Origin of the sequence: Streptomyces lacrimifluminis, from assembly GCF_014646095.1 — a bacterium.
Lineage (GTDB): Bacteria > Actinomycetota > Actinomycetes > Streptomycetales > Streptomycetaceae > Streptomyces > Streptomyces lacrimifluminis.
This window is the reverse complement of the sequence record NZ_BMMU01000037.1, coordinates 1-23092: the sequence shown is the minus strand read 5'-3', so window position 1 is coordinate 23092 and position 23092 is coordinate 1. Positions and strand designations below refer to the sequence as shown.

At 73.2% G+C, this 23092-nt stretch carries 17 protein-coding genes; 14 read left to right on the top strand and 3 right to left on the bottom strand.

All coding sequences use genetic code 11. From position 1 onward, the window contains the following. Positions 1 to 224 precede the first annotated feature (224 nt). From IEY89_RS34945 to IEY89_RS34880, 14 genes are all read left to right on the top strand, one after another. Positions 225 to 2186, top strand: coding sequence for an HAD-IIIC family phosphatase (locus IEY89_RS34945; RefSeq protein ID WP_189151562.1), 1962 nt, complete (start codon positions 225 to 227; stop codon positions 2184 to 2186). A gap of 55 nt (positions 2187 to 2241) precedes the next feature. Further along, positions 2242 to 2508 carry a DUF6059 family protein gene (locus IEY89_RS34940; RefSeq protein ID WP_229695592.1) on the top strand — a complete coding sequence of 89 codons (267 nt, stop codon included), beginning with the start codon at positions 2242 to 2244 and terminating at the stop codon, positions 2506 to 2508. 140 nt (positions 2509 to 2648) lie between these two features. Then, positions 2649 to 4463 carry a fatty acyl-AMP ligase gene (locus tag IEY89_RS34935; protein WP_189151560.1) on the top strand — a complete coding sequence of 605 codons (1815 nt, stop codon included), beginning with the start codon at positions 2649 to 2651 and terminating at the stop codon, positions 4461 to 4463. Between the two features lie 3 nt (positions 4464 to 4466). Next, a complete protein-coding gene (locus tag IEY89_RS34930; RefSeq protein WP_189151559.1) occupies positions 4467 to 6539 on the top strand; it encodes an acyl-CoA dehydrogenase family protein in 2073 nt (690 codons plus the stop codon). Beyond that, positions 6533 to 8332, top strand: coding sequence for an acyl-CoA dehydrogenase family protein (locus tag IEY89_RS34925; protein WP_189151558.1), 1800 nt, complete (start codon positions 6533 to 6535; stop codon positions 8330 to 8332). Before IEY89_RS34930 ends, IEY89_RS34925 begins: the two co-directional genes overlap by 7 nt. Positions 8333 to 8379: 47 nt before the next feature. Next, positions 8380 to 8688, top strand: a complete 309-nt coding sequence (locus IEY89_RS34920) for an acyl carrier protein (protein WP_189151557.1) — start codon at positions 8380 to 8382, stop codon at positions 8686 to 8688. Beyond that, the gene (locus IEY89_RS34915; protein ID WP_189151556.1) at positions 8685 to 11723 is read left to right on the top strand and encodes a type I polyketide synthase; all 3039 of its coding nucleotides are present in this window, start codon (positions 8685 to 8687) and stop codon (positions 11721 to 11723) included. The genes IEY89_RS34920 and IEY89_RS34915 overlap by 4 nt, the downstream gene beginning before the upstream one ends. A gap of 161 nt (positions 11724 to 11884) precedes the next feature. Further along, on the top strand, positions 11885 to 12952 hold the full coding sequence (locus IEY89_RS34910) for a 3-oxoacyl-ACP synthase III family protein (RefSeq protein WP_189151555.1): 1068 nt from the start codon (positions 11885 to 11887) through the stop codon (positions 12950 to 12952). A 36-nt stretch (positions 12953 to 12988) separates the two neighbouring features. Next, a complete protein-coding gene (locus IEY89_RS34905; RefSeq protein WP_164418495.1) occupies positions 12989 to 13216 on the top strand; it encodes an acyl carrier protein in 228 nt (75 codons plus the stop codon). Continuing rightward, positions 13213 to 14079: a 2-oxo acid dehydrogenase subunit E2 gene (locus IEY89_RS34900; protein WP_189151554.1), complete on the top strand. Its 867-nt coding sequence runs from the start codon at positions 13213 to 13215 to the stop codon at positions 14077 to 14079. The genes IEY89_RS34905 and IEY89_RS34900 overlap by 4 nt, the downstream gene beginning before the upstream one ends. After that, positions 14012 to 14905: a 4'-phosphopantetheinyl transferase family protein gene (locus IEY89_RS34895; RefSeq protein ID WP_189151553.1), complete on the top strand. Its 894-nt coding sequence runs from the start codon at positions 14012 to 14014 to the stop codon at positions 14903 to 14905. Before IEY89_RS34900 ends, IEY89_RS34895 begins: the two co-directional genes overlap by 68 nt. A gap of 66 nt (positions 14906 to 14971) precedes the next feature. Further along, complete coding sequence (locus IEY89_RS34890) at positions 14972 to 16387, top strand: alpha/beta fold hydrolase (RefSeq protein ID WP_229695591.1); 1416 nt, start codon at positions 14972 to 14974, stop codon at positions 16385 to 16387. Between the two features lie 194 nt (positions 16388 to 16581). Continuing rightward, the gene (locus IEY89_RS34885) at positions 16582 to 16872 is read left to right on the top strand and encodes a hypothetical protein (protein WP_189151552.1); all 291 of its coding nucleotides are present in this window, start codon (positions 16582 to 16584) and stop codon (positions 16870 to 16872) included. A gap of 3 nt (positions 16873 to 16875) precedes the next feature. Beyond that, the gene (locus IEY89_RS34880) at positions 16876 to 17910 is read left to right on the top strand and encodes an alpha/beta fold hydrolase (RefSeq protein WP_189151551.1); all 1035 of its coding nucleotides are present in this window, start codon (positions 16876 to 16878) and stop codon (positions 17908 to 17910) included. A 652-nt stretch (positions 17911 to 18562) separates the two neighbouring features. On the opposite strand, the gene IEY89_RS34875 is transcribed toward IEY89_RS34880, so the two are convergent. The 3 genes from IEY89_RS34875 to fdxA all read right to left on the bottom strand — a co-directional run bounded on the left by IEY89_RS34875 (position 18563) and on the right by fdxA (position 22946). After that, a complete protein-coding gene (locus IEY89_RS34875; protein ID WP_189151550.1) occupies positions 18563 to 21307 on the bottom strand; it encodes an AfsR/SARP family transcriptional regulator in 2745 nt (914 codons plus the stop codon). 68 nt (positions 21308 to 21375) lie between these two features. Next, positions 21376 to 22401 (bottom strand): AfsA-related hotdog domain-containing protein, encoded by a 1026-nt coding sequence (locus IEY89_RS34870; RefSeq protein WP_189151549.1) that lies wholly within the window; start codon positions 22399 to 22401, stop codon positions 21376 to 21378. A 224-nt stretch (positions 22402 to 22625) separates the two neighbouring features. Next, entirely contained in the window at positions 22626 to 22946 is a 321-nt protein-coding gene (gene fdxA, locus IEY89_RS34865; protein ID WP_189151548.1) for a ferredoxin, read from the bottom strand. Positions 22947 to 23092 lie beyond the last annotated feature (146 nt).

Genomic DNA, 23092 nt, shown 5'->3' with positions numbered 1-23092 from the left:
CGGGATACGCCTCCCCGGTGCGCGCAGTGGCAGCGGCCATGACGCCGTCGGGGCAAGGGGTTTGCCCCGCTCGCTCAAGGGCGCCTTAAGACGGACGCGGCAGGCTCGATCCGGCCACCGGCAGTGGTGGTGGGCCTGTGCCCGGGACCGGGCGCAGGTCCGGATCGGTGCTCGCGGACCGCCGTGGGCGCCGGGCGACGGGCGATTCAGTGAATGGAGACACCATGGCCACGGTTGTGAGCACCGCGGTGGGCGAGCGGACCGGACCGCTGGACCGGCTGCGCGCCCTCCATGCCGAAGGGCGCCTTGCCGACGCGTACGACGAGGTGCCCGGTCTGCTTGCCGAACTGGCCGCGGCGGGGGACCCCGCCGGACCGCCGGCACCGGACCTGGCGCGGGCCGGACAACTGCTCTCCCGACTGGACCGGGAGGAGGTGCTGCGCGAGCACCCGGGCACCGAGACGTTCACCGTCGCGGTCACCGGCCACTCCACCCTGAACGGGCTCACGGCCCCGCTGACCGCCGAACTCGCCCGTCACAGCCTGCTGTTGAAGGTGCACGAGGGTGACTACGACTCGTGGCGCCGCGATCTCCACAACACCGGCAGCGACGTGTACACCTCCGGCGCCGATCTGGCGCTGTGCGTGCTGGACGCCGAGATCATCTTCGCGGAACTCCCGCACCCCTGGCGGGTGGAGGACGTACAGCGCGCCACCGACGGGAAACTCAACCTGATCAGGTCGCTCGCCGAGCGCTATGTCGCACGCGGCAGCGGCACCCTCGTGCTCAACACCGTGCCCCTGCTGCGCAGCCATCAGCGCCGCCTGGTCGACGCCCGGTCCAGGGCCCGGCTCGGGGTGATCTGGCGGGAGTTCAACGCGGGGCTGCTGCGGCTGGCCGCCGTGCACGAGCGCGTCCATGTCGTGGACCTCGACCCGCTGGTCGCCTCCTGCGGCCCCGTCAACGAGCCGCGGCTCGCCGCCTACGCCAAGGTGCAGTTCGGCGAGCAACTGCTGGCCGCCTACGCCCGCGAGGTCGGTCACCTGGCCAGGGCCCTGCGGGGACGCACCAAGAAGGTGCTGGTGGTCGACCTGGACAACACCCTGTGGGACGGCATCCTCGGCGACGACGGTCCGGACGGCATCGCCGCCGCCACCACCTACCGGGGCGAGGCGTTCGGCCGGTTCCAGAAGGCCGTCGCCCAGATCGGCTCCCAGGGCGTCCTGCTCGCGGTGTGCAGCAAGAACGACATCGAGCCCGTGCGCAACGTGCTGCGCGAGCACCCCGACATGGCCCTGCGGGAGACCGACTTCGTCCAGGTCACCGCCAACTGGGAACCCAAGGACCGGAACCTGCTGGAGATCGCCCAGCGGCTCAACCTCGGGGTGGACAGCTTCGTCTTCGCCGACGACTCGCCGTTCGAGTGCGGCCTGGTGACCCGCAGCCTGCCCGGCGTCGCCGTGGTCCGGCTCGACGAGGAACCCGCCCTGCACATCGAACGGCTCCTCGCCGACGGCTGGTTCGACGTACGGGAGCTGACGTCCGAGGACCGTGCCCGGGCGACGCAGTACCGCACCGAGGTCGCCCGCCAGGACCTCATGGAGAGCGCGGACTCCATGGACGAGTACCTCGCGGAACTGGGCGTCGAGGTCACCCTGTCGCCCGTACGGGACCACGAGATCGCCCGGGTCTCGCAGGTGACGCTGCGCACCAACCAGTTCAACCTCACGACCGAGCGGCTCCAGCAGGCCGACGTACGGGCCCTGCACGAGTCCTCCGACGGGCTGGTGCTGGCGATCCGCTCCGGCGACCGGTTCGGGGACAACGGGCTGGTGGGCGCCGTCCTGGTGAGTGGTGTCGAGACCGACGGCGGGGCGGAGAGCGGCTGGCACATCGACAACATGCTGCTCAGCTGCCGGGTGTTCGCCCGCGGTATCGAGCAGGCCTGCCTGTCCGCCGTGCTGGCCGCGGCCCGGGCCGCCGGCGCGGGCGCGGTGTACGCCCGCTACCGTCCGACGGCCAAGAACCACCGGGTGCGCGACCTGTACCCGTCCATGGGCTTCGCGGAGACGGGTGAGAGCGCGGACGGCACGGTGTCGTTCCGGCACGACCTGTCCGACGAGCAGCTGCCGACACCGCCGGCGTACGTCCGTCTGACGGCGGACGTCGGCCGGCGGTCGTCCTGAGGCGGGCGGCATGTGGTGGTCCGCGCGCCGGACGGCGCGGCGGGCGGGGCGGGGCGTGGCCACGTTCTTCCTGGACGGCTTCGGCGCGCTCGCCATGATGTTCGGCATGGTTCCGCCGGCGACCGTCGCGCAGGCGAAGGACTGGTGGCTCGGCGACGCGCCCCCGGAGGCCCCGCGCCACGCGATCCCGCTCGACGAGCCGCCGTCCGCCCATCCCGAGCGGCTGGCCGCCGACGTGCCCCTCTCCCCGGGTGAACGGGAGCTGTGGGCGCAGTTGAAGGGGCACGGCCGGGTGGAGGACGGCCCCGGCCGACGGGAGTGACGACGTCGGCCGCAAGAGGGGCTTTAGAGACGGCCCCGACGATCGGCACGACAGGTCCGGCAGACGGTCGGTGCAGCCGGTACAGCCGGTTCGGCAGGTTTCCACGCGATATGAGTCGCTTCGAGGCGAGGGGAAAGACAGTGGCGGAATTCGGTTCATTCGCGGAGCTCGTGCTGACGCGGTCGGACGAACGGGGCGACGCGGACGCGTTCGTGTTCCTCGCCGACGGAGTACGGGGCAAGGTGCCCGAGCGACTGCCGTACCGGGAGCTGGACCGCACGGCCAAGGACATCGCGTCCTGGCTGCAGGGACGGGGTCTGGCGGGACGTCAGGTCCTGCTGCTCTACCCCTCGGGCCTGGAGTTCGTGAAGGCGTTCGTGGGCTGCCTCTACGCCGGCGCCGTCGCGGTGCCCGCGCCGCTGCCCTCCGAGCAGGGCCAGCACTTCCGGCGCGTGTCCGGGATCGTCCGCGACGCCCGGGTCGGTGCCGTACTGACCCTCGCCGAGCACGCCCCGGAAGTGGAGGCGTGGCTGGCCGCCGAGGGCTTCTCGGACGTGGTCTGCCTGCCCACCGACCAGGGAGCGGTCGGTGACCCGGCCGCCTGGCAGGACCCGGGGCTGAGCCCGGAGGACCTGGCCTTCCTGCAGTACACCTCGGGGTCCACCAGCGCCCCCAAGGGCGTCATGGTCTCGCACGGCAACCTGCTCGCCAACGAGGCGGCCATCGCCCGCTCCACCGGCAACACCCCCGACACGATGGTCGGCGGCTGGCTGCCCTTCTACCACGACATGGGTCTGATCGGGCACATCCTCCAGCCGCTGTGGCTGGGCACCACGAGCGTGCTCATTCCCCCGGTGTCGTTCCTGCGCAAGCCCGTCCGCTGGCTGGAGCTGGTCAGCGAGTACGGCGTGAACGCCAGCGGCGGCCCCAACTTCGCGTACGACCTGTGCGTCCGCCGGATCACCGACGCGCAGCTGGAGGGCCTGGACCTGTCCTCGTGGCGGACCGCCTGCAACGGCGCCGAACCCGTCAGGGCCGAGACCCTCAAGGCGTTCACCGAGCGCTTCGGGCCCTACGGGTTCCGGCCGGAGACCATGTTCCCCTGCTACGGCATGGCCGAGACCACCCTGCTGGTGACCGGTACCCCCAAGACCCGCGGCGCGCTGCTGCGCGAGGTGGACGCGGCCGGACTTGAGCAGGGCAACCTGGAGGGGCCGTACCTGGGCGCTTCGCGACGGACCCTGGTCAGCAGCGGGGTCGCGCTGGGCGAGGACTTCGAGGTGCGGATCGTCGACCCCGAGACGCTCGCCGAGCGGCCCGAGGGCCGGGTCGGGGAGATCTGGGTGCGCGGCGCCAGTGTGGCCTCCGGCTACTGGGAGCGGCCGGAGGTGAACGCCGAGATCTTCGGCGCCCGGATCGCCGGCCAGGAGGAGCTGGGCACCTGGCTGCGCACCGGCGACATGGGCGTCATGGGCGCCGGGGAGCTGTTCGTCACCGGCCGTCTCAAGGAGATGGTCCTGATCAACGGCCGCAACATCTACCCGTACGACGTGGAGAGCGCCGTACGCGACCTGAACCCCGCGATCTCCTCCGGTGCCGTCTTCGCCGTCGACACCGGCGGCCAGGAGCACCTGGTGGTGATCCACGAGATCCGGGCCGCCGCGGCGGGCGCCGAACTGAAGAGCGTCGCCACCGACATCCAGCGGCACATCGGCATGGAGTTCGCCGTACCGGCCGGCAACGTGCTGCTGGTCCGCCCCGGCACCGTGCGCAGGACCACCAGCGGCAAGATCCAGCGCACCCTGATGCGCAAGCTGTTCCTCCAGGGTGAGGTCACCGCGCTGCACTCGGTGCTGGATCCGGCGGTGCGCGCGCTCATCGGGGCGGACGCGGCGGACGCAGAGGGCTCGCAGGGCACGCAGGCCGCCGACGCGGCCATGGCTCCGGTGGGCTGAGCCATGGAACATCCCCCCTACCTCGTCGCGCAGGAACTGGAGTCCCTGCTCGGGGATCCCGAGGAACCCGGCACCGCCTTCTCCCACGCCCGCAGTCTGGAACTCGACGAGAACGAGGAGTTCCCCGCCGACATCTGCCGGCAGCTGGAGGGCTGGGGACTGCAGGAGTTCTACATCCCGGCCGAGTACGGCGGCAGGCTCACCGACTACGAGACCGTCATGCAGGTCATGCGGGTGGTGGCCCGACGCGATCTGACCGTCGCCGTCGGGCACGGCAAGACCTATCTGGGCGGGGTGTGCGTCTGGATCTCCGGCACCGCCGAGCAGGCCCGCCGCCTCGCCGCGGACATCCGGGCCGGGGTACCGGTCTCGCTGGCCCTCACCGAGCGCGCCCACGGCAGCGACCTGCTCGCCGGGGACGTGCGGGGCGAGGCCGACGGCGCGGGCGGCTGGCGGGTCAGCGGTGAGAAGTGGCTGATCAACAACGCCACGCGGGGCAGCCTGCTCTCGGTGCTCACCCGTACCGCCGAGGACGGCGGGCCGCGCGGCTTCACCGTGCTGCTGGTCGACAAGCGGGGACTGGCCGAGGGCGACGACTACCACTGCCTGGACAAGATCCGTACGCATGGCATCCGGGGCGCCGACATCAGCGGAATCACCTTCGACGCCGCCCCGGTGCCGGCGGACGCGGCGGTCGGCGGGGAGGGCGGCGGCGTCGAGACAGTGCTCAAGGCCCTGCAACTCACCCGCACCATGTGCGCCTCGCTCTCCCTGGGCGCGGCCGATCACGCGCTGGCCATCGCCCTGGACTTCACCGAGCGGCGCGAACTGTTCGGACGGCGACTCATCGATCTGCCGCAGGCGCGGCACGTGCTCGCCTCGGCCGCGGCGGACGTACTGGTGGGGGAGGCGCTGGCCACGGTCGCCGCCCGGACCGTGCACACCGTCCCCGACGAGCTGAGCGTGGTCGCCGCGGCCACCAAGTACCTGGTGCCCACCGGGACCGAGGGCGTGATCGCAGACCTGACCCGGCTGCTCGGGGCGCGGGCCTTCCTGAAGGACGTCCACGCCCGGGGGATGTTCCAGAAGGTCGACCGCGACCACCGCATCGTCGGCCTCTTCGACGGCAACACCCTCGTCAACCTCAACTCCCTGGTCAACCAGTTCCGTTCGCTCTCCCGCGGCTGGCTGCGGGGCGGCGGTGACACGAGCGGCGCCGTCCGGGCCTTCGACGTGGCCCAGCCGCTGCCCCCGCTGGACCCGGCACGGCTGTCCCTGGTGGCCCGGCGGGGCAGCGGCGTCATGGCCACGCTGCCGATGTCGGTGGCGGCGCTGCGCGCCGAGGCCGCCGGGCGGCCGGAGCTCAAGGGCGCGCTGGGCGCGGCGGAGCGGCTGCTCGCGGTGACCGGCCGGGTCCACGAGTCGATGGACGCCTACCGCACCGTGGTCACCGACGTCCCGCCCGCCGCCTTCGACGTGGCCCGGCGGTACAGCCTGTGCCTGGCCGGCGCCGCCTGCCTCGGCCTCTGGGCGCACAACCACCGGGCGGCGGAATCGGGGCGCACCGGGGCCCTGTGGCGTGACGGGGTGTGGCTGTGGCCCGTCCTCGACCGGCTGCTGGTGCGGCTGGGCGAGCCGGACGCGGGCGACCCCGACGCCTACCCTCCGCTGCTGGAGCGGTTGCGGGCCGCACGGAACGCGGGCGAGCTGTTCTCCCTGTTCCCGTTCTCCCTGCACGGGTCCGCCGACCGCCCCACCGGGGCACCGGGCGATGCCGCTCCGCAGGCCGGGGGGTCCGACAGCCCCGCTCCGCGCCCTGGCGCGCCCGGCGGTGCCGCCGCGCCTTCCCGTACGCCTGGCGAGGCCGCCGCGCCCTCCGGCACGCCTGGCGATGCCGCCGAGCCCACCCACGCGCCCGGTGAAGTCGGCGCGCCCTCCAGCGCGCCCGGCGACGCCGCCGCGCCCTCCCACGCACCCGGCGGTGACGGCGGTTCGCCGGCCGCCGTGCCGCACGCACACACCGATACCCGGGCCGCCGTCGGCGGCGCCCGGACACCCGAGGGGACGTCATGCTGAGTGATCCCGAGGTCCAGGGGCTGCCCGGCACGGCAGCTCCGACCGCTACCGCCCTGACCACCGACCCGGCCGCGCACCAGGCGCGGGAGAGCGAGGTCCAGGCCAGGATCGCCGATCTGGAGAACCGTTTCGGGGACCCCAACGACCCCGCCAATCCGCTCGGCGCCGCCGGACTGCTGGCCGCCGACGAGGCAGGCGAACTGCCCGCCGCCGGTGAGCGGCTCCTCGACGACGTGGTCCTCAACGCCGAGTTCGTACCCACCGACCTCGGCGGGCGGCTGGACCGGCTCGACACGCTCGTCCGTGTGATGCGGCAGGTGTTCCGGCGCGACGTGGCGCTCGGCCTCGGCTACGGCGTCACGTCCTTCATGGCCGCCGCCAACGTGTGGACGGCCGGCAGCGAGGAGCAGCGCCGCCGGGTCGCGGAGCTCCTGCTGGGCGGCTCCAAGGTCTCCGTCGCCTATCACGAGCTGCCGCACGGCAACGACTTCGTGCGCAACGAGTTCCGGGCCGATCCCGTGCCCGGCGGCTTCCGGCTGAACGGCCGCAAGGAGGTCATCAACAACGCGGACCGGGCCGACGCCTTCGCCCTGTTCAGCCGCACCGACGAGAGCCCGGGCAGCCGCAGCCACTCGGTCCTGCTGCTCGAACGGGACCAGCTCGACGCGGAGCGCTTCGCGGTCCTGCCCCGCTACAACGCGGTCGGCGTGCGCGGCTGCCGGCTGTCCGGGCTGGACTTCACCGACTGCCCGGTGCCCGACAGCACCCTGGTCGGCGCCCGGGGCCAGGGCGTGGAACTCGCGCTGCGCTCCTTCCAGATCACCCGCAGCGCGATACCCAGCATGGCCGTGGGCGCCCTCGACACCAGCCTGCGCACGGTGGTGCGGTTCGCCCTCGGACGTCAGCTGTACCGGCGTCCGGTGATGGAGATACCGCACGCCTCCTCCACCCTCACCGGCGCCTTCCTCGACCTGCTCATCTGCGACAGCATGGCGACGGTCGGCACCCGGGCGGTGCATCTGCTGCCCGACGAGACCAGCGTGTACGCGGCGGCGGTGAAGTACCTGGTGCCCAAGATGCTCACCGACACCATGTACGACCTGTCGATCGTGCTCGGGGCGCGGTTCTACGTCCGTGAGGGAGAGTTCGGCCTCTTCCAGAAGCACGTCCGCGACCTGCCGGTGCTGAGCCTCGGCCACGCGGGCTCGGCGGCCTGCCAGGCCACCATCATTCCGCAGCTGTCCCGGCTGGCCAGGCGTGCCTGGTTCCAGGGCGACGAGGCCCCGCAGAGCCTGTTCCGCCCACGGGAGGGGCTGCCCGGCATCCCCTTCGAGCGGCTCTCCCTGGCCAGCGGCCGGGACAGTCTGAGCGCCTCGCTGGTCGCCGCCGCCGACGGGCTGCCCAGCGGCTCCCCCGAGGAACTCGCGGTGCAGGCGCTCGTCATGCGGATGCTCGACCAGTTGCGCCAGCTCCAGGAGGACAGCCTGAACCTCTCCCCGCTGGACCGCACCGCTCTCGCCAGCCCGGCCAGCTTCGCGCTGGCCGACCGCTACGCGGTGTTCCTCGCGGCGGCGTCCGTCCTGGGCGTCTGGCGCGGGGCACAGGGCGGTGAAGATCCCTTCCTGGCCGACCCGGCCTGGGTGGCCGCCGCACTGCACAGGCTGGCGCGCCGGCTCGGGCAGCGCCCGGCCGACCTGCCGCCCGGGTGTGAGGGCCGGGTGCACGAGGAAGTGCTCCGGCGCTTCCACGAACGCCGCAGCTACGACCTCTACGACACCCCGCTGGCCGGCTGACCGCCGGCCGACCGGACCCGACGCGCCTTCACCGAGGAGTTTGACGCATGTCTGTTCCCGCGACCGACCGCACCGCGAACAACGAGCTCACCGCACACACCGTCGAGTCGCTGAGCAGCTGGCTCGCCGACCGGATCGCCCTGTACCTCAGGCGTACGCCGTCCGAGATCGCGCCCACCGTGCCGCTGGCCGAGTACGGGCTCGACTCGGTGGCGGCGCTGAGCCTGTGCGGCGACATCGAGGAGGACTTCGACCTCGTCCTCGAACCCACCGTGGCCTGGGACTACCCGACCGTCGAAGCACTGGCCCAGCACCTCGTGGAGGAGCTGCGGGCGATGGAGGGCGAGAATCGATGAGGCCCGTAGCCATAGTCGGCATCGACTGCCGATTCCCGGGGGCGCCCGATCCGGCCGCCTACTGGGACATGCTGATGCGCTCCGGTGACGGGGTGGAGAAGGTGCCCCGGCAACGCTGGGACGCCCGTGACTTCCACTCGCGCACCGGCGCCGAAGGACACTCCAACACCACCGAGGGCGGGTTCATCTCCGACCCGGACGCCTTCGACAACGACTTCTTCACCGTCTCCCCGCGCGAGGCGGCGGCGATGGACCCGCAGCAGCGGCTGCTGCTCCAGTGCGCCTGGCGTGCCGTCGAGGACGCGGGCGTCGCCCCGCACCGGCTGGCCGGCACCGACACCGGGGTCTTCGTGGGCGTCATGGGCAACGAGTGGGCCCACCTGCACATGACCGACTACGCGAAGGTCACCCCGCAGCTCGGCTCCGGCAACGGCTACTGCATGACCGCCAACCGGATCTCCTACCACCTCGACCTCAAGGGACCCAGCCTGGCGGTGGACACCGCCTGCTCCTCGTCCCTCGTCGCCGTCCACCTGGCCTGCAACGCCCTGCTCGCGGGGGAGTGCGACACCGCCATCGCCGCGGGCGTCAACGTGGCGCTCACCCCGGCGCTCGGCATCTTCTACACCCAGGCCGGGCTGTCCGCGCCCGACGGCCGGTGCAAGCCGTTCAGCGCCGACGCCGACGGCATCGGCCGGGGCGAGGGAGTCGGCGCGGTGGTGCTGCGCCGGCTGGAGGACGCGATCGCCGACGGCCAGCCGGTGTACGCGGTCATCCGTGGCACCGCCGTCAACCAGGACGGCCGCAGCAACGGCATCACCGCCCCCAACCGCTGGTCGCAGCAGGACGTGCTGGCCGCCGCCTACCGCCGGGCGGGCGTCGAGCCGTCCGACGTGACCTTCACCGAGGGCCACGGCACCGGCACCGTCCTGGGCGACATGATCGAGATCAAGGCCCTCGGCCATCTGCACGCCGGCCGTTCCGGGCGCCCGCTGGCACTCGGCTCGGTCAAGGGCAACATCGGGCACGCCGAAGGGGCGGCCGGTATCGCGGGCCTCATCAAGGTCGCGCTGTCGCTGCATCACAAGACGGTCCCCGCCAGCCGGTTCGCCGCCAAGGAGAACCCGGCGCTGAAACTGGCCAAGCAGGGGATACGCCTCCTCAAGGCCCCGCTGCGCCTGCGCTCCGGGTCGACGATCGGAGGTCTGAGCAGCTTCGGGATGGGCGGCACCAACGCCCACGCAGTCCTGGAGTCCGCACCGCCGTACGCCGCACGCCCCGAGGCGACGGAACCGGAGCCGGGGCGTGCCGGTCAGTCCACCGGCTCCACGGGCCTGGGCACCGGGGTCTTCACGCTGACGGCACCCTCGACGGCCGCGCTGCGCCGCAACCTGCTGGTCCAGGCCGACGCCATGGAGCGGCGCAGGGTGCCGGCCGGCCCGCTGTGCTGGAGCAGCAACCGGACCAAGACGGGGCATCGCTACCGCTTCGCCCTGCCCGCCCGGGACACCGGCGAACTGGCCACCGCGCTGCGGGAGACCGCCGCGGACGACGACCTGCTGGCCAGGCTCGTCGGCAACCCCACGGGGAAGCCGCAGGTGGCGCTGCTGTTCACCGGCCAGGGTTCGCAGTACCCGGCGATGACCGCGCGCCTGTACCTTCAGTCGCCGCTGTACCGCAGGTTCCTCAACGAGGCCGACGAGGCACTCGCCCCGCACGTCGGCGGCTCGGTGCGCGAACTGCTGCTCTCCGGCGACGAGGCCGTGCACCGCACCGGCTGGACCCAGCCCGCCCTGTTCGCCGTCGAGTACGCCCTGGCGTCGAGCCTGACCGAACTCGGCGTGCCGCCGGCGCTGCTGCTGGGCCACAGCGTCGGTGAGTACGCCGCGGCCGTGCTGGCCGAGGTCTTCCCGCTGGAGCAGGCCGCCCGGCTGATCGCCGCCCGCGGTGCCCTGATGGAGCAGCTGCCCGAGGGTGGCGGAATGCTCGCCGTACGGGCGGCGCACACCGACCTGGCCGAACTCGTGGACGCGGAACCCCTGGTCGGGGTCGGCGCGGTCAACGGCCCCAAGGCCACCGTGCTCTCCGGGGACCTGGCGGCCCTCGGGAGGATCGACGACGTACTTGTCCGACAGGGTGTCAGGACCCGGCGTCTGGAGGTCTCGCACGCGTTCCACTCCCCCCTGATGGAGCCGATGCTCGACCGGTTCGCCGCGCTCGCGGACGAGACCGGCGGCGGAATCCCCAAGCTCCCGGTGTACTCCACCGTGCGCGGGCGGCTCCTGGAGGCCGAGCCGATGGACGCCAAGTACTGGACCGAGCACATCAGCGCCCCCGTGCTGTTCGGCGACGCGATGGCCCGGCTGCTGGAGGCGGGACCCACCCACCTGGTGGAGGTCGGCCCCCGTCCGGTGCTCACCGGCATGGCGCGCGCCCTGCGCTCCGCGGCCGGGGCCGGGGTGCACTCCGTGGCCCCCGTGCCCGGCGAGGAGGCCGACGGCCGCGCCTTCGCCGAGGCACTGGCCGAACTCTTCCGCAGCGGACTGGAGCCCCGCTGGGACGCCGTCTACCCGCAGGAGGAGCGGCAGCCGCAGCGGCTCGCCACGTACGCCTTCTCCGACGCCCACCGCTTCTGGGCCCGCACACCGGTACGGTCCGCGCCCGCGGCGGACATCGGCGTGGCACCCGAGCGCGCGGACGCGGTGCCGGCGCAACCGTGGGACCAGGCGGCCGCGAACGGCCGAGGTGCCGTCCTCTCCGCCGTGCCCTCCGCGGTGGAGGACCCGGTGGCCCGGGCCGTGATCGAGGCGGTCGCCGAGGTGGGCGGATACGCCAACGACGAGGTGTCGCGGCTCTCCCTGCTCTACGAGGACCTCGGCTTCGACTCGGTGATGATCATGGAGTTGAAGGACCGGCTCCAGGACCGGCTGACCGGTCTGGAGGCGATGAGTGTGCAGGACCTGCTCCCACGGCTCTCCTCGGTCGGTGACCTCGCCGACTACCTCCAGGACCGGGTGGGCTCGGCCGTCGCCTGACGGCGGCCCGCGCACCCGACGTCGACGGGCGCCCGGCGCGGTGACCGGAGCGGTTCCGGCCTCCGGCCGGCACCCACGGCCACCGCACCGGCGCCCGTCCGTCTCCCGATCCGCACCCCCGCACCACTGCCCGCCGCTCCGGAAATGGAAGGACCGTACCCATGCAGTCAGAGCAGCCACGTGAGCAGGCCTCCTCGCCCCCGGGTCCCGCCGCGACCGTCTCCTACCTCGCCGCCGTCGGGACCGCGCTGCCCGGCGACCCGGTCGACAACGCGACGCTGGCCAGGACGCTCGGTGTCAACGAAGAGTGGATCGACGTGTTCATCGGCACCCGGACCCGGCACTTCGCCCGGGACCTGGAGACCGGTGAGGTGCGCTGGTCGCTCGCCGACCTGTGCGCCCGTGCCGCCGAGCAGGCCCTCACCGCGTCCGGTCTCGCCCCGCACGAGATCGACTTCGTGGTCATGGGCACCGCGACCCCGGACCACCTCATGCCCGCCACCGTCAACCACGTCGCCGACCAGCTCGGCCTGGACCAGATCCCCACCTACCAGCTCCAGTCCGGCTGCGCCGGCGCCGTACAGGCCCTGCAGCTGGGCCACACCCTGGTCACGGGCGGGGGACACAAGGCCGGTCTGGTGATCGGGGGCGACGTCTGCAGCAAACACCTCGACCTGGACCGGGACCTGTCCGCGGCGGCACCCAGCGACCTCGTCAACTACGTGCTCTTCGGCGACGGAGCGGGTGCCGCCGTGATCACGTCGGAGCCGCGCGGACAGCGCCTGGCCCTGAGCGGTGTGCTGAACCGGTTCACCGGTCTGGGCAGGGAGCCCGGTCAGGTCATCGACTGGTTCGGGCTCGCCGACCGGCACGACGACCGGCAGGCGATACGGGAGGACTACAAGGCCATCGAGGAGTCCGTCCCGGTCATGGCCGTGGAGATCCTCTGGGAACTGCTGGAGGACCTCGACTGGACCCCCGAGCAGGTGGACTTCCTGCTGCCGCCGCAGCTGTCCGGCCGGATGACACGGCGGATCGCGGAGGAGCTCGGCCTGCCCGACGCCGTCGAGGTGTCCTGTGTCGCGGACACCGGGAACAACGGCAACGCCCTGCCCTTCCTGCAGCTGGAGGCGCTGCTGCAGAAGATCGGCGTGGGGCAGCGCGCGCTGGCCATCGCCGTCGAGTCCAGCAAGTGGATCAAGTCCGGTTTCGCGCTCGAAAAGATCTGACCGCCCGCACACATCTGCCCGGGAGGGCCGTACAGAATGCACACCATCGACGATTTCGTTCGCCTCGTCAGGGACGAGCTGGGCATGCCGCTGGAGGAGTACCAGGTCGCCGCCGATCTGGACCAACTGCCCGAGTGGGACTCGCTGTACCTGCTGAAACTGGTCACCGCCCTGGAACAGGCCACCGGCCGCTCACTGCCCGTGGGCAGGCTGCTGGAGGCCCGCAGTCTCGGCGAGATCTACCAGCTGGCGGCCGGAACGTGACCGGCTTCCGGCCCGGCGGGACCCGGTCGGCCCCCGCACGGGCGCACCCCGAACACCGGCGCCGGCACACCCTGTACTTCCTGGAACACGCCGCCCGGCAGCGACCCGTCCACCTGGACACCGACATCGACATGACCCGGATCGAGGCCCACCGGAGAGCCCAACGGGCCGCCGGTGGGCGCTACTCGGTCGTCACCTATCTCCTGCACGCCACCGGCCGCGTGCTGCACCGCCATCCGGAGGCCAACGCGGTACTGGTCCCGGGAGGGCTGTTCGGGCTGCGCGGACCCCGGACCCTGCGGTTCGCGGAGGTCACCGCCAAGCTGGCGCTCGACCGCACCGTGGACGGGGAACGGACCGTGCTCTCCGCGCTGCTGCCCGCCCTGGAGAGCGCGAGCCTGGACGACATCCAGGGGCGCGTCGACCGCTACCGGGGGCCCGACACCGAGCGGCTCGCCGAGTTCCGCGGTGTCCGGCTGCTCGGCCGGCTGCCGGTACCGCTTGGGCGGCTGGCCTTCGCCGCCGCCCTGCGCGACCCGGCCAGACGGCCGGGCGTCTTCGGCACGGTGGCGGTCAGCTCGCTGGGCCACCGCCCGGTCGACGGCTTCCACTCCAGCGGCGGTACCGCCATCACCCTGTGCGCGGGCCGCGTCGCCGACAAGCCGGTCGTCAGGGACGGCCGGCTCGCCGTCGCCCCGGTGATGCGGCTCGGACTCACCTTCGACCACCGGGTCGTCGACGGCGGCACCGCCGCCGACGTACTCGGTGATCTCAAGCACGAATTGGAGGGCTTCGATGACGGTGCGGAGGAGGACGGCACCCAGCCCCTCGTTCGGGGAGCCGGCGCGGATCTCCGGCCGTGACGGAGCCTGGGACCAGGTCCGCGCGGACCTGGAGGAGCACGAGGTCGCGGTGCTGCACGCCCGGGTCGCCGACTGGCGGCCCGACCGGGCGGGCGGCCCACGGCTGCGTGCCCTCCTGGGCCGGGACTGGGAGCGCTACCTGGAGATGACACACCCGGACGTGCGGACGCGGTTCGCCGCCTCCCGGGTGCTGCTCAAGTTCGCCGCCGCGGTGGCGCTGCGCGTGCCCCCACAGGCCGTCGAACTCGGGTACGGCCCCACCGGCCGCCCCTATCTGCGCGGCTACGACGCGGTGGACATCAGTCTCAGCCACACCGAGGACCTGCTGCTCATCGGGCTCACCACCAAAGGTCTGATCGGGGTGGACGCCGAGCGCGCGGACCGCCCGCTCTACACACGCGGGCTGCACCGCCACATCTGCACGCCGCACGAACTGACCGTCCTGGAGCGGCTCCCCCCACACCGGCGGGGCGCCGCACTGGTGCGCATGTGGACGCTCAAGGAGGCCTACAGCAAGGCGATCGGGCAGGGGCTGCGCTTCCGCTTCACCGACTTCGGCTTCAGCGGCGACGGCCGGCCCGCCAGGGTCCTGGCTCCGGACGGGGCACCCGGCACCGGTGTCGAATGGCAGTTCCGCACCTTCTCCGTGGACAGCGGCTATGTCGTCAGCGTCGCGGTGAGCGACGCCGGCTTCGGCGGTACGCGGGACACGGCAGCCCACACCATGCTCGATCCGCTTACGGTCGCGGCCGTCGCCGAGGCACTGGGCGACGACGCGGAGTCCGAGGTCCGGGCCGGTGGAGGGGACGAGGTCCTGGACTGGTGACCGCACGGTCCGGAGGGCTCCCGGCCACGACAAGCGGGGCTCAACCGGTGCGCCAGCAGGGCTTAAGTGACGACGGCCAGCATCGTCCTCGGGCGGGCCGCCCCGCCGGGGGACATCCCCCCCTCCCGGCCGGGCGCCCGCCCCTCGTACGAGCGGACAGCCCCGCCCGCAGCCGGTACGACCAGGAAGGCCCCGAGCCCTCCGGCCGCATCTCCCCGGCATCGCCCCCGTATCCCGGAGGAGACGGAGAACACGATGGACCATCTCGGAGAGCTCAAGGAATTCGCGCGGCTGCACGCCCGCGGCCAGGGCATCAGCGAACGCCAGGTCGCGGCCGTACTGCCGAGGATCACCAACGACGTGCCGGGACACCCCTCGTCCTGGGCCCGGGTGTGGACCGCCGAGGCCGACCGGCTGGCCTTCGAGGGCCGGTCGCTCGACGCCTGCCGACGCTACGCGCTCGCCCGCTTCCCGTACCACGGCGACGACGTTCGGCGCCGGGCGCAGGACAACTGCGTACGGACCTTCGACGACTGGCGTCGCCGGCGGGGCGTCGAGCGGATGGTGCTCGACCACCCGGACGGCACGGTCGCCTGCTGGACGAGCGGACTCGACACGCGCCGCCGACGGCCGCTGCTCCTGATCATGGGCGGCATCGTCAGCGTCAAGGAGCAGTGGGCGCCTCTCCTGCCCCGGCTCGCCCGCCTCGGCTACGCGGCGGTGGCCACCGAGATGCCCGGCGTCGGCGAGAACACCCTGCGCTACCACGCGGACTCCTGGCGGCTGCTGCCGTTCCTGATGGACCGGCTGGCCGACCGCGCCCGGGTGAGCGACACCTCCGTCCTGGGCCTCAGCTTCAGCGGCCACCTCGCCCTGCGAGCGGCGGCCGACGACCCGCGCATCCGCTCCGTCCACACCGTCGGCGCCCCCGTGGCCGGGTTCTTCACCGACCCCGTCTGGTGGCCGAGGGTGCCGGAGATCACCGTCGAGACGCTGTGCCGGCTCACCGGCGCGGCCGACGACAACGAACTGCGGGCGCTGCTCGCGGACTTCGTACTCGGCCCGGACGTCCTGGACGCGGTCGACATCCCGGTCGGTTACGTGGTCAGCTCCCGGGACGAGATCATCCCGCCCACGGAGCGGCAGCTGCTCGGCTCCGCGCTGCCCCGCGTGCGGTTCAAGGAGTTCGACGACGTCCACGGCTCCCCGGCGCACCTGGGCGCCATGCGGAAGTGGCTGATCGGGTCACTGCTGCGAGCCCGCCTCACGAACCGGGTCGGCGGACGCCGCACCCTGCCCACCGCCGGCGCACGGCGGTCGCCCGTCGAGCCCGGCGCGGTGGCGGTCACCCCGGGCGCGACCGTGCCGTTCGGCGCGGCCAGCGTGACCGCTTCCGGTGCGACGAGTCCGTCCGGCCCGGTGGCCGCCGCGGGCTTCGCCGACGCCGGCTCCCGCCGACCGCACCCGGCTCCCGCCGACTGAGTCTCCCGGCCCGTCCGCCGCGCGGTGTCCGGCACGCTCCCGCGCCGTTTCTACCTGGCCGACACCGCACGGGACTTCCGTATCACCCCACGCCTCACCCCACCCCCTGGTCCACGCGCCGCTCCTCCCGAGGGCAGCGGCACCGCGCCCGCTTCCGGGGCGTTCCCTCGCACACCTACTCAGAGGTGGCTGTCATGTCCTCCGCGCACACCCTCACCGCTCCCTCCCCCTCGGCCCAGGTGTTCGCCCCCTGGCGGAACAGGACACCCGGCCAGGCACTGCCATGGCGTTCCCTGGCCTCGCTGGGCCTCGATCCCGAGCCCGGTGCCGAGAACACCCCCGGTGCCCAGAACGTCGTCTCCCATGCCCCGAGCGGGTGCCGCGCCGGCGGTGGCGAGTCTCCGGGCTCGCCGAACGTCGTCGAGTCCGCGCCGGTCCCGCGCCACCCCGTCCGTGACCACCGCCCGATGCCGCAGGAGGCCTGACCCATGGCCGACGCCCCCTTCACCGCCCGCTCGCCCCTCAGGCCCAGCCACCAGCCGGGGCGGCCGAGACCGCGCGCGGTGGGCCGCAACGAGATCCGCGTCCGTACCCGTGACCTGCACGGATACCGCTTCGCCTACCGGATGGCGGGCAAGGGCGACACCGCGGTGGTGCTGATCCACGGCATCGGCGACTCCTCCGCGACCTGGGCCGACATCATCCCGGGCCTGGCGGCCCGGTACCGGGTCGTCGTCCCCGACCTGCTCGGCCACGGGGCGTCGGCCAAACCCCGGGGCGACTACTCTCCCGGGGCGTACGCCAACGGGCTGCGGGATCTGCTCAGCGCCCTCGGTATCGAGCGGGCCACCCTCGTCGGGCACTCGCTCGGCGGGGCGGTGGCCGCCCAGTTCGCCTACCAGTTCCCGGAGCGCAGCGAGCGTCTGGTCCTGGTCGGCAGCGGAGGCATCGGCCGCCAGGTCTCCCCGTTGCTGCGGGCCGCCTCGCTGCCCGGTGCCGAACTGCTGCTGTCGGCACTCCAACTGCCCACGGTGCGTTGGCAGCTGGAGATGGTCATCCGGGTCATGAAGACGCTGAACCTCGGCCTGGGGGTCGACGCGCCGGATCTGATGCGAGTGGTCGACGCCCTGCCCGACGCGAGTTCCCGCAGCGCCTTCGTACGGACCCTGCGGGCCGTCGTCGACTGGCGTGGGCAGGTCGGCACCCTGCTCGACCGCTGCTACCTGACCCAGGGCATGCCGACCATGCTGGTCTGGGGCGGCCGGGACATGGTCGTCCCGGCCCTCCACGCCGGCCTCGGCCATGTCTCCATGCCGGGCAGCCGCCTGGAGATATTCGAGGAGGCGGGACACTTCCCGTTCCACACGGACCCGGAACGCTTCCTCGGCGTACTCCACGACTTCATCGGCCGCACCGAGCCCGCCCGCTTCAGCTCCGAGGAGTGGCGCCAACTCCTGCGCACCCGTCGAGCCGGCACTCCCACCCACACCGCCCATCCCCTCCCGGGCCGAGCCACCGGCTGACACCCGGCCGCCCCGGCAACCCGGAACAGCCCCCGGCATGGCCACAGCCATGCCGGGGCAAGGCAATGCTCCGAACCAGGCCACGGACCCGGCCACGGACCAGGACCAGGACCAGGACCAGGACCAGGACCAGGACCAGGACCAGGACCAGGACCAGGACCAGGACCAGGCAAGGCAGTGGGTTCTGTTCCCGGAGCCGCCGGCCCTCGCCCGGGAGGACTGCGGCCCGCGACGTGATGCCGTCGAGTTCATGACGCCGTGGGGCGGAGAGGCGGCGGGCAGCCTCCATGCCGGGCTCGGTGAGGGCGGGCGCCGGGCCGGCCAATTCCAGCGCCACGGTGACGAGTGGGGCGGGGTGTCCCGAACGGCCCGCGTGGACCGGTGGGAACGCGGCAGGGGCCCGGTGCCGCTCTCGGACGCGGGTGTGGTGACGGGGCGCCCCCGGTCACCCCGCCCGATGTGGCCCGGTCGCGGGATCAGGCACGCTCCCCGGAATCCGTGCGGAGGCCGGCCGCGGGACGCGCGGCAGGACGGTACGGCACTCGGTCACCTGATCCGGTCGGGCCCGCTCCCCGGCCCTCCGGTCAGGCCCGCCCCCCGGTCCCCGGGCGGGAGCCGGTCGGCCGGGGACCGGGGGGCCGGGGGTGGGACGTCACGCGGCTCCCGCTGAGGTGAGGGTGGGGGTGGCCGTTCCGATGAGCCACATTCCCGGGCGGACCTCGACCGCGTTCGCGGCGGGGGAGGGCCGGCGGAGGGCATCGGCCGTCAGACGGGCCGTGGCGCGGCGGACGTACTCCGTCCAGCGGCGGTCGCCCAGCTGTTCGGCGGCGCGCCCGCACTGCGCCAGCTGACGCACGGCCGTCTCCGCACGGCCACGCCGCAGGTTGACGAGGGCCAGCCCGTTCAGCGCCGCCACCTCGCCCCGCAGGTCCCCGCCCGCCGAGCAGAGCGCCAACGCCCGTCCGTACCGCCGCGCGGCGGGTTCCAGCAGGTTCTGGCCGAGCAGGACGTCGGCCACCCCGATCCGGCAGCGCGCCGCCCCGACCCGGTCGCGGACCAGCTCGAACGTATGCTGCGCAGCGGTGTAGCACCGCAGAGCCCGGGCGGCCTCGCGGCGCTGCCAGGCGAGGTCGCCCAACGAGTACTGGATCGCCGCCTCCGCCTCGACGCTCCCGGCCCGCCGGGCGGCGTCCAGGGCGAGTTCGTGGGTCTCCTCCCACTCCTCCCACGCGGCGCGGGCGTGGAAGTATCCGGCGGCGCTCCCGGCGAGCTGCCACACCAGTGGCCAGAGCCCTTCCGCGTGCGTCCGCCGCACCGTCTCCACCAGGCCCGTGGCCTCCTCGCGGAACCATCCCAGCGGGCTCGCGCCGACGATCGCGGGGGCGTCGAGGGAGGGGTCCGCGGCGTCGGCGTACGCCCTCCAGGCCCTTCCCGGGGCGAGCTGCCGGTCCGCGCAGCCGGCCAGGGTCACGTAGGCCCGGCCCAGCCTCTCTACGGCGTCCCGCCGTGTCCGGGCACCGTCCGGCTCCGCCTCCCGCAGCTCGGTCGCCAGCACCCGCAGCAGCGAGTGGAAGCCGTAGCGGACCGCCTGGCCGTCGGTCCGGGCCTCCAGCAACTGGGCCCGGACGAGTTCCTCGGTGGTTTCCTCCGCCTCCGCCTGCCCGGTGCCGAGCAGGGCCGCGGCGGTCCACCCGGTGAAGTCGAGAGCCGGGGCCAGGGACAGCAGACGGAACGCCCGCCGCACCGGGGGACCTGCTTCCTGATACCCCGTCAGCAGGGTCGCGCGCAGATCGAGGCCGCCCTCGCGCAGCACGCCGAGCCGGGTCCGCTCGTCGTGCAGCCGGCCCGCCAGCGCGGCCGGCGTGGTGTGCGGCCGCGCTGTCAGGGCAGCCGCGGCCACGCGCAGCGCCAGGGGGAAACAACCGCACAGCCGGGCGATCTCGGCGACCGCCACCGGATCCTGCGCCATCCGCTCGCCCCCCGCGGCGAGCAGGAGTTCCACCGCCTCCTGCGGCCTCACCGCGTCCAGCCGCAGGTGCTGCGCACCGTCGAGGGCCGCGACCGGACGGCGCCCGGTGAGGATCACCGCGCCGGCCGCGCCGGACTGGAGCAGCGGTCGTATCTGGTGTTCCGACGCGGCGTCGTCCAGGACGAGCAGCATCCGGCGCCCGTGCACGGCCCGCCGCAGCCGGTCCGTCAGCTCCTCGGGATCGGTGAGCGGTGAGCCGGACACGTCATCGGTGAGACGGCGCAGCAGTGCCGCCCCCGCCTGCGAGGAACTCAGCGGACGCCCGTCCGGTCCGCGCAGGCCGATCAGCAGCTGGCCGTCCGGGAACAAGTCGGCCGTGCGGTGGGCGAGTTGCAGGGCCAGGGCGGTCTTGCCGACGCCGGCCGGCCCGGAGACGGCCAGTATCCGCACCGGCTGCCGGCCCGCGCCTCCGCGCAACGCCCGTTCCCCGTAAGCCAGTTCCTCGTGGCGGCCGACGAATCCGGGGGGCGGGGCGGGCAGCGTCGAGGGTGGAGCGGGGACGGGCCGCGGTCCGTCGGCCGTACCCGTCGCACTCCGTGCGGCCCCCTGGCTGCCCGGTGTGCCGGCGCCGCGGCCCCCCTCGTCGGGGTTCGTGCCACGCGCGTTCCGGGGAGGTTGCCAGTCCAGGGACGGATCCCGGCGCAGGACGCGTTCGTGCAGCCGGGACATGCCCGGACCCGGTTCGACGCCGAGTTCCTCCACCAGGGAGTGGCGCAGCCGCCCGTACACCCGCAGCGCGTCGGATCCGCGGCCCGTCCGGTACAGCGCCACCATGAGGTGCCCGTGCAGGGTCTCCCGCAAGGGATGCTCGTTGGCCAGGGCCAGCAGTTCCCCGGCGAGCTCCTGGTGACGGCCCAGCCGCAGGTCGGCGACGATCCGCTGTTCCAGGACCTCCATCCGCAGCTCGTCCAGGCGGATGGCGGCGGACTCCAGCCGCACACCGTGCGGGATCCCCGACAGGGCCTGGCCCGTCCACAGGGCGAGCGCCTCGTGCAGCAGCCGGGAGGCGCGGCCGAAGTCCCCCTCCTGGTACGCCGTGCGGCCCTCGGTCCGCAGCCGTTCGAAGCAGGGTAGATCGAACTCCTGATCGGAAACCGTCAGGAGGTATCCGGGGGCCCGGGTGAGCAGCTCTCCGGCGCGTCCCGCGCTCCCGTCGCCGGCGAGCACCTTGCGCAACTGGGACACGTACACCTGGAGAGTGGTGGTCGCGGTGCGGGGTGGTTCCGTCCCCCACAGCTCGTCGATCAGGCTGTGCACCGGCACCACTTCACCGGCCTGTACGAGCAGGGTGGCCAGCAGGGCGCGGGGTTTCGCGGCGGAGGGAGTGCGGGGCGACAGGCTCACCGGCCCCAGTACGCGGAAACGCATCGGAGAGCTCCTTGATCATGACGGCGAGTGGGAGAGAGGGGAGCGCCGGTCCGGGCACCCGCGGCCGGTCAGCAGTCCTGGAGCAGGACTGCCGTGGCGGTGCACAGGACCCGGCTGCCCTGGCTGAAGGCGAGCCGGGTATGGACGCTGGGGCGGCCCGTTCCGTCGCGGACCGGGTCCTCGGTGGCGACCGTGCAGGTCAGCGGAAGGTCGGCGTCCCCGAAACCACGGAAGGCCGCCCGCCACCGGGTCAGCATGGCGTGGGCGGGCCGCAGGCCGTGCAGTTCCGCGGCGGCGAGCAGCGATGCCTGCCGGGAGGCCTCCAGGAAGACCGGCCCGGGGACGTGGCCTCCGGAGTCGGCCTCGAAGACCTTGTGGCCGGGTTCGCAGGCCACGGGCAGGACGAACTCCCCGTACGGTGCCCACAGCGGGGGTCCCACGACCACGTTGCGCGGGTCGTCGCGCCCGACCGACTCGGGCCGCACGGCGAGCGCCGCCTCCTGGCCGGCGACGGTCATGGCGGCCAGCGGGCGTACCAGCGGTGCGGTGCTCCGCAGACTCTCCTGGCGCCCTGCCGCGCGGTGCGACCGGTACACCTGGGGCATCAGGAACTGGAGCCGCGCGGAAGCGCTCCCACAGCTGACTCCGTCGATCGCCACGTCGCCCCGGCAGTCGAGGCCGCGCGGGACGCCGTTGACGACGTCCACGGGGGCCAGGGTGATGTCCAGCGTCATGTGGGCCGGCCGGCCGGTGCGGCGCCACGGGGCGAGGTCGAGGACGTCGAGCCCGCTGGAGACGAAGACCGCGGGGCGTTCGGCGGGCACCCGGAAGTACTGGTGTGCGACGAAGTGTGTCGCCTGGCGGAGGGTCTCGGCGACGAAGAGCAGATCGTGGAAGGTGCCCGGCCCGTCGTTGAACGTCTCGTGCTCGCTGGGCAGTTCGGCGGAGAGCGCGAAGTGCTGTTCCACCGGAGGCGTGGCGTCCAGCAGAAATCCCTCCGGTGTGACGGGTCTGTGCAGCAGGTGGAGCGGTGCGGTGAACCCCTTGGAGCCCGACGCGGATGCGGCGGGCTGAGGTATGAAGGTGATGTCCATTCCAACTCCTTCTGGGATTGCCCGGAGTGCGCGAGACGCGTGGCCGGCGCGCACAACGCCACGGGGCGGTGGCGAAAGGATTCCGCCACCGCCTCCACGGTGTCCTGGACCACTGGTATCGGCCTGTATCTGGCCTGTACCCGGCCTGGAACGGGACTGGACCACAGCGGAATCAGGCCGTCCGACGGCTGCCCGACGGCCGGACACCCGGGCTGTACGACGAGCTACGCGGCCTGCGCGGCCTGCGCCGAGACCAGGGGATGGTCGGCGGCGAGCGGTCCGACCGCGCTCGCTCCGCCGAGCTGACCGAGGCCGGCGAAGACCTCGGTGTCCACCTTCCGGTAGTCGCTCCACTTGTCCGGGACGTCGTCCTCGAAGAAGATCGACTCCACCGGGCAGACGGGTTCACAGGCACCGCAGTCGACGCATTCGTCGGGCTGGATGTAGAGCTTCCTCGGGCCCTCGTAGATGCAGTCGACCGGGCATTCGTCTATGCAGGCCTTGTCCATGATGTCGACACAGGGCTGAGCGATCACATACGCCATGCTGTTTCTCCCGGGATACGGCGGTCGGGCGGTTGCGGTGGGGTCAGAAGAGCCGGGCGGATCGCCCGACCGTCCAGGTGTCGTTGCCGGCGAGGAGGGCGGCGAGGTCGCCCTTGCCGTTCTGGACGATCGCGGTGTCGAGCTGG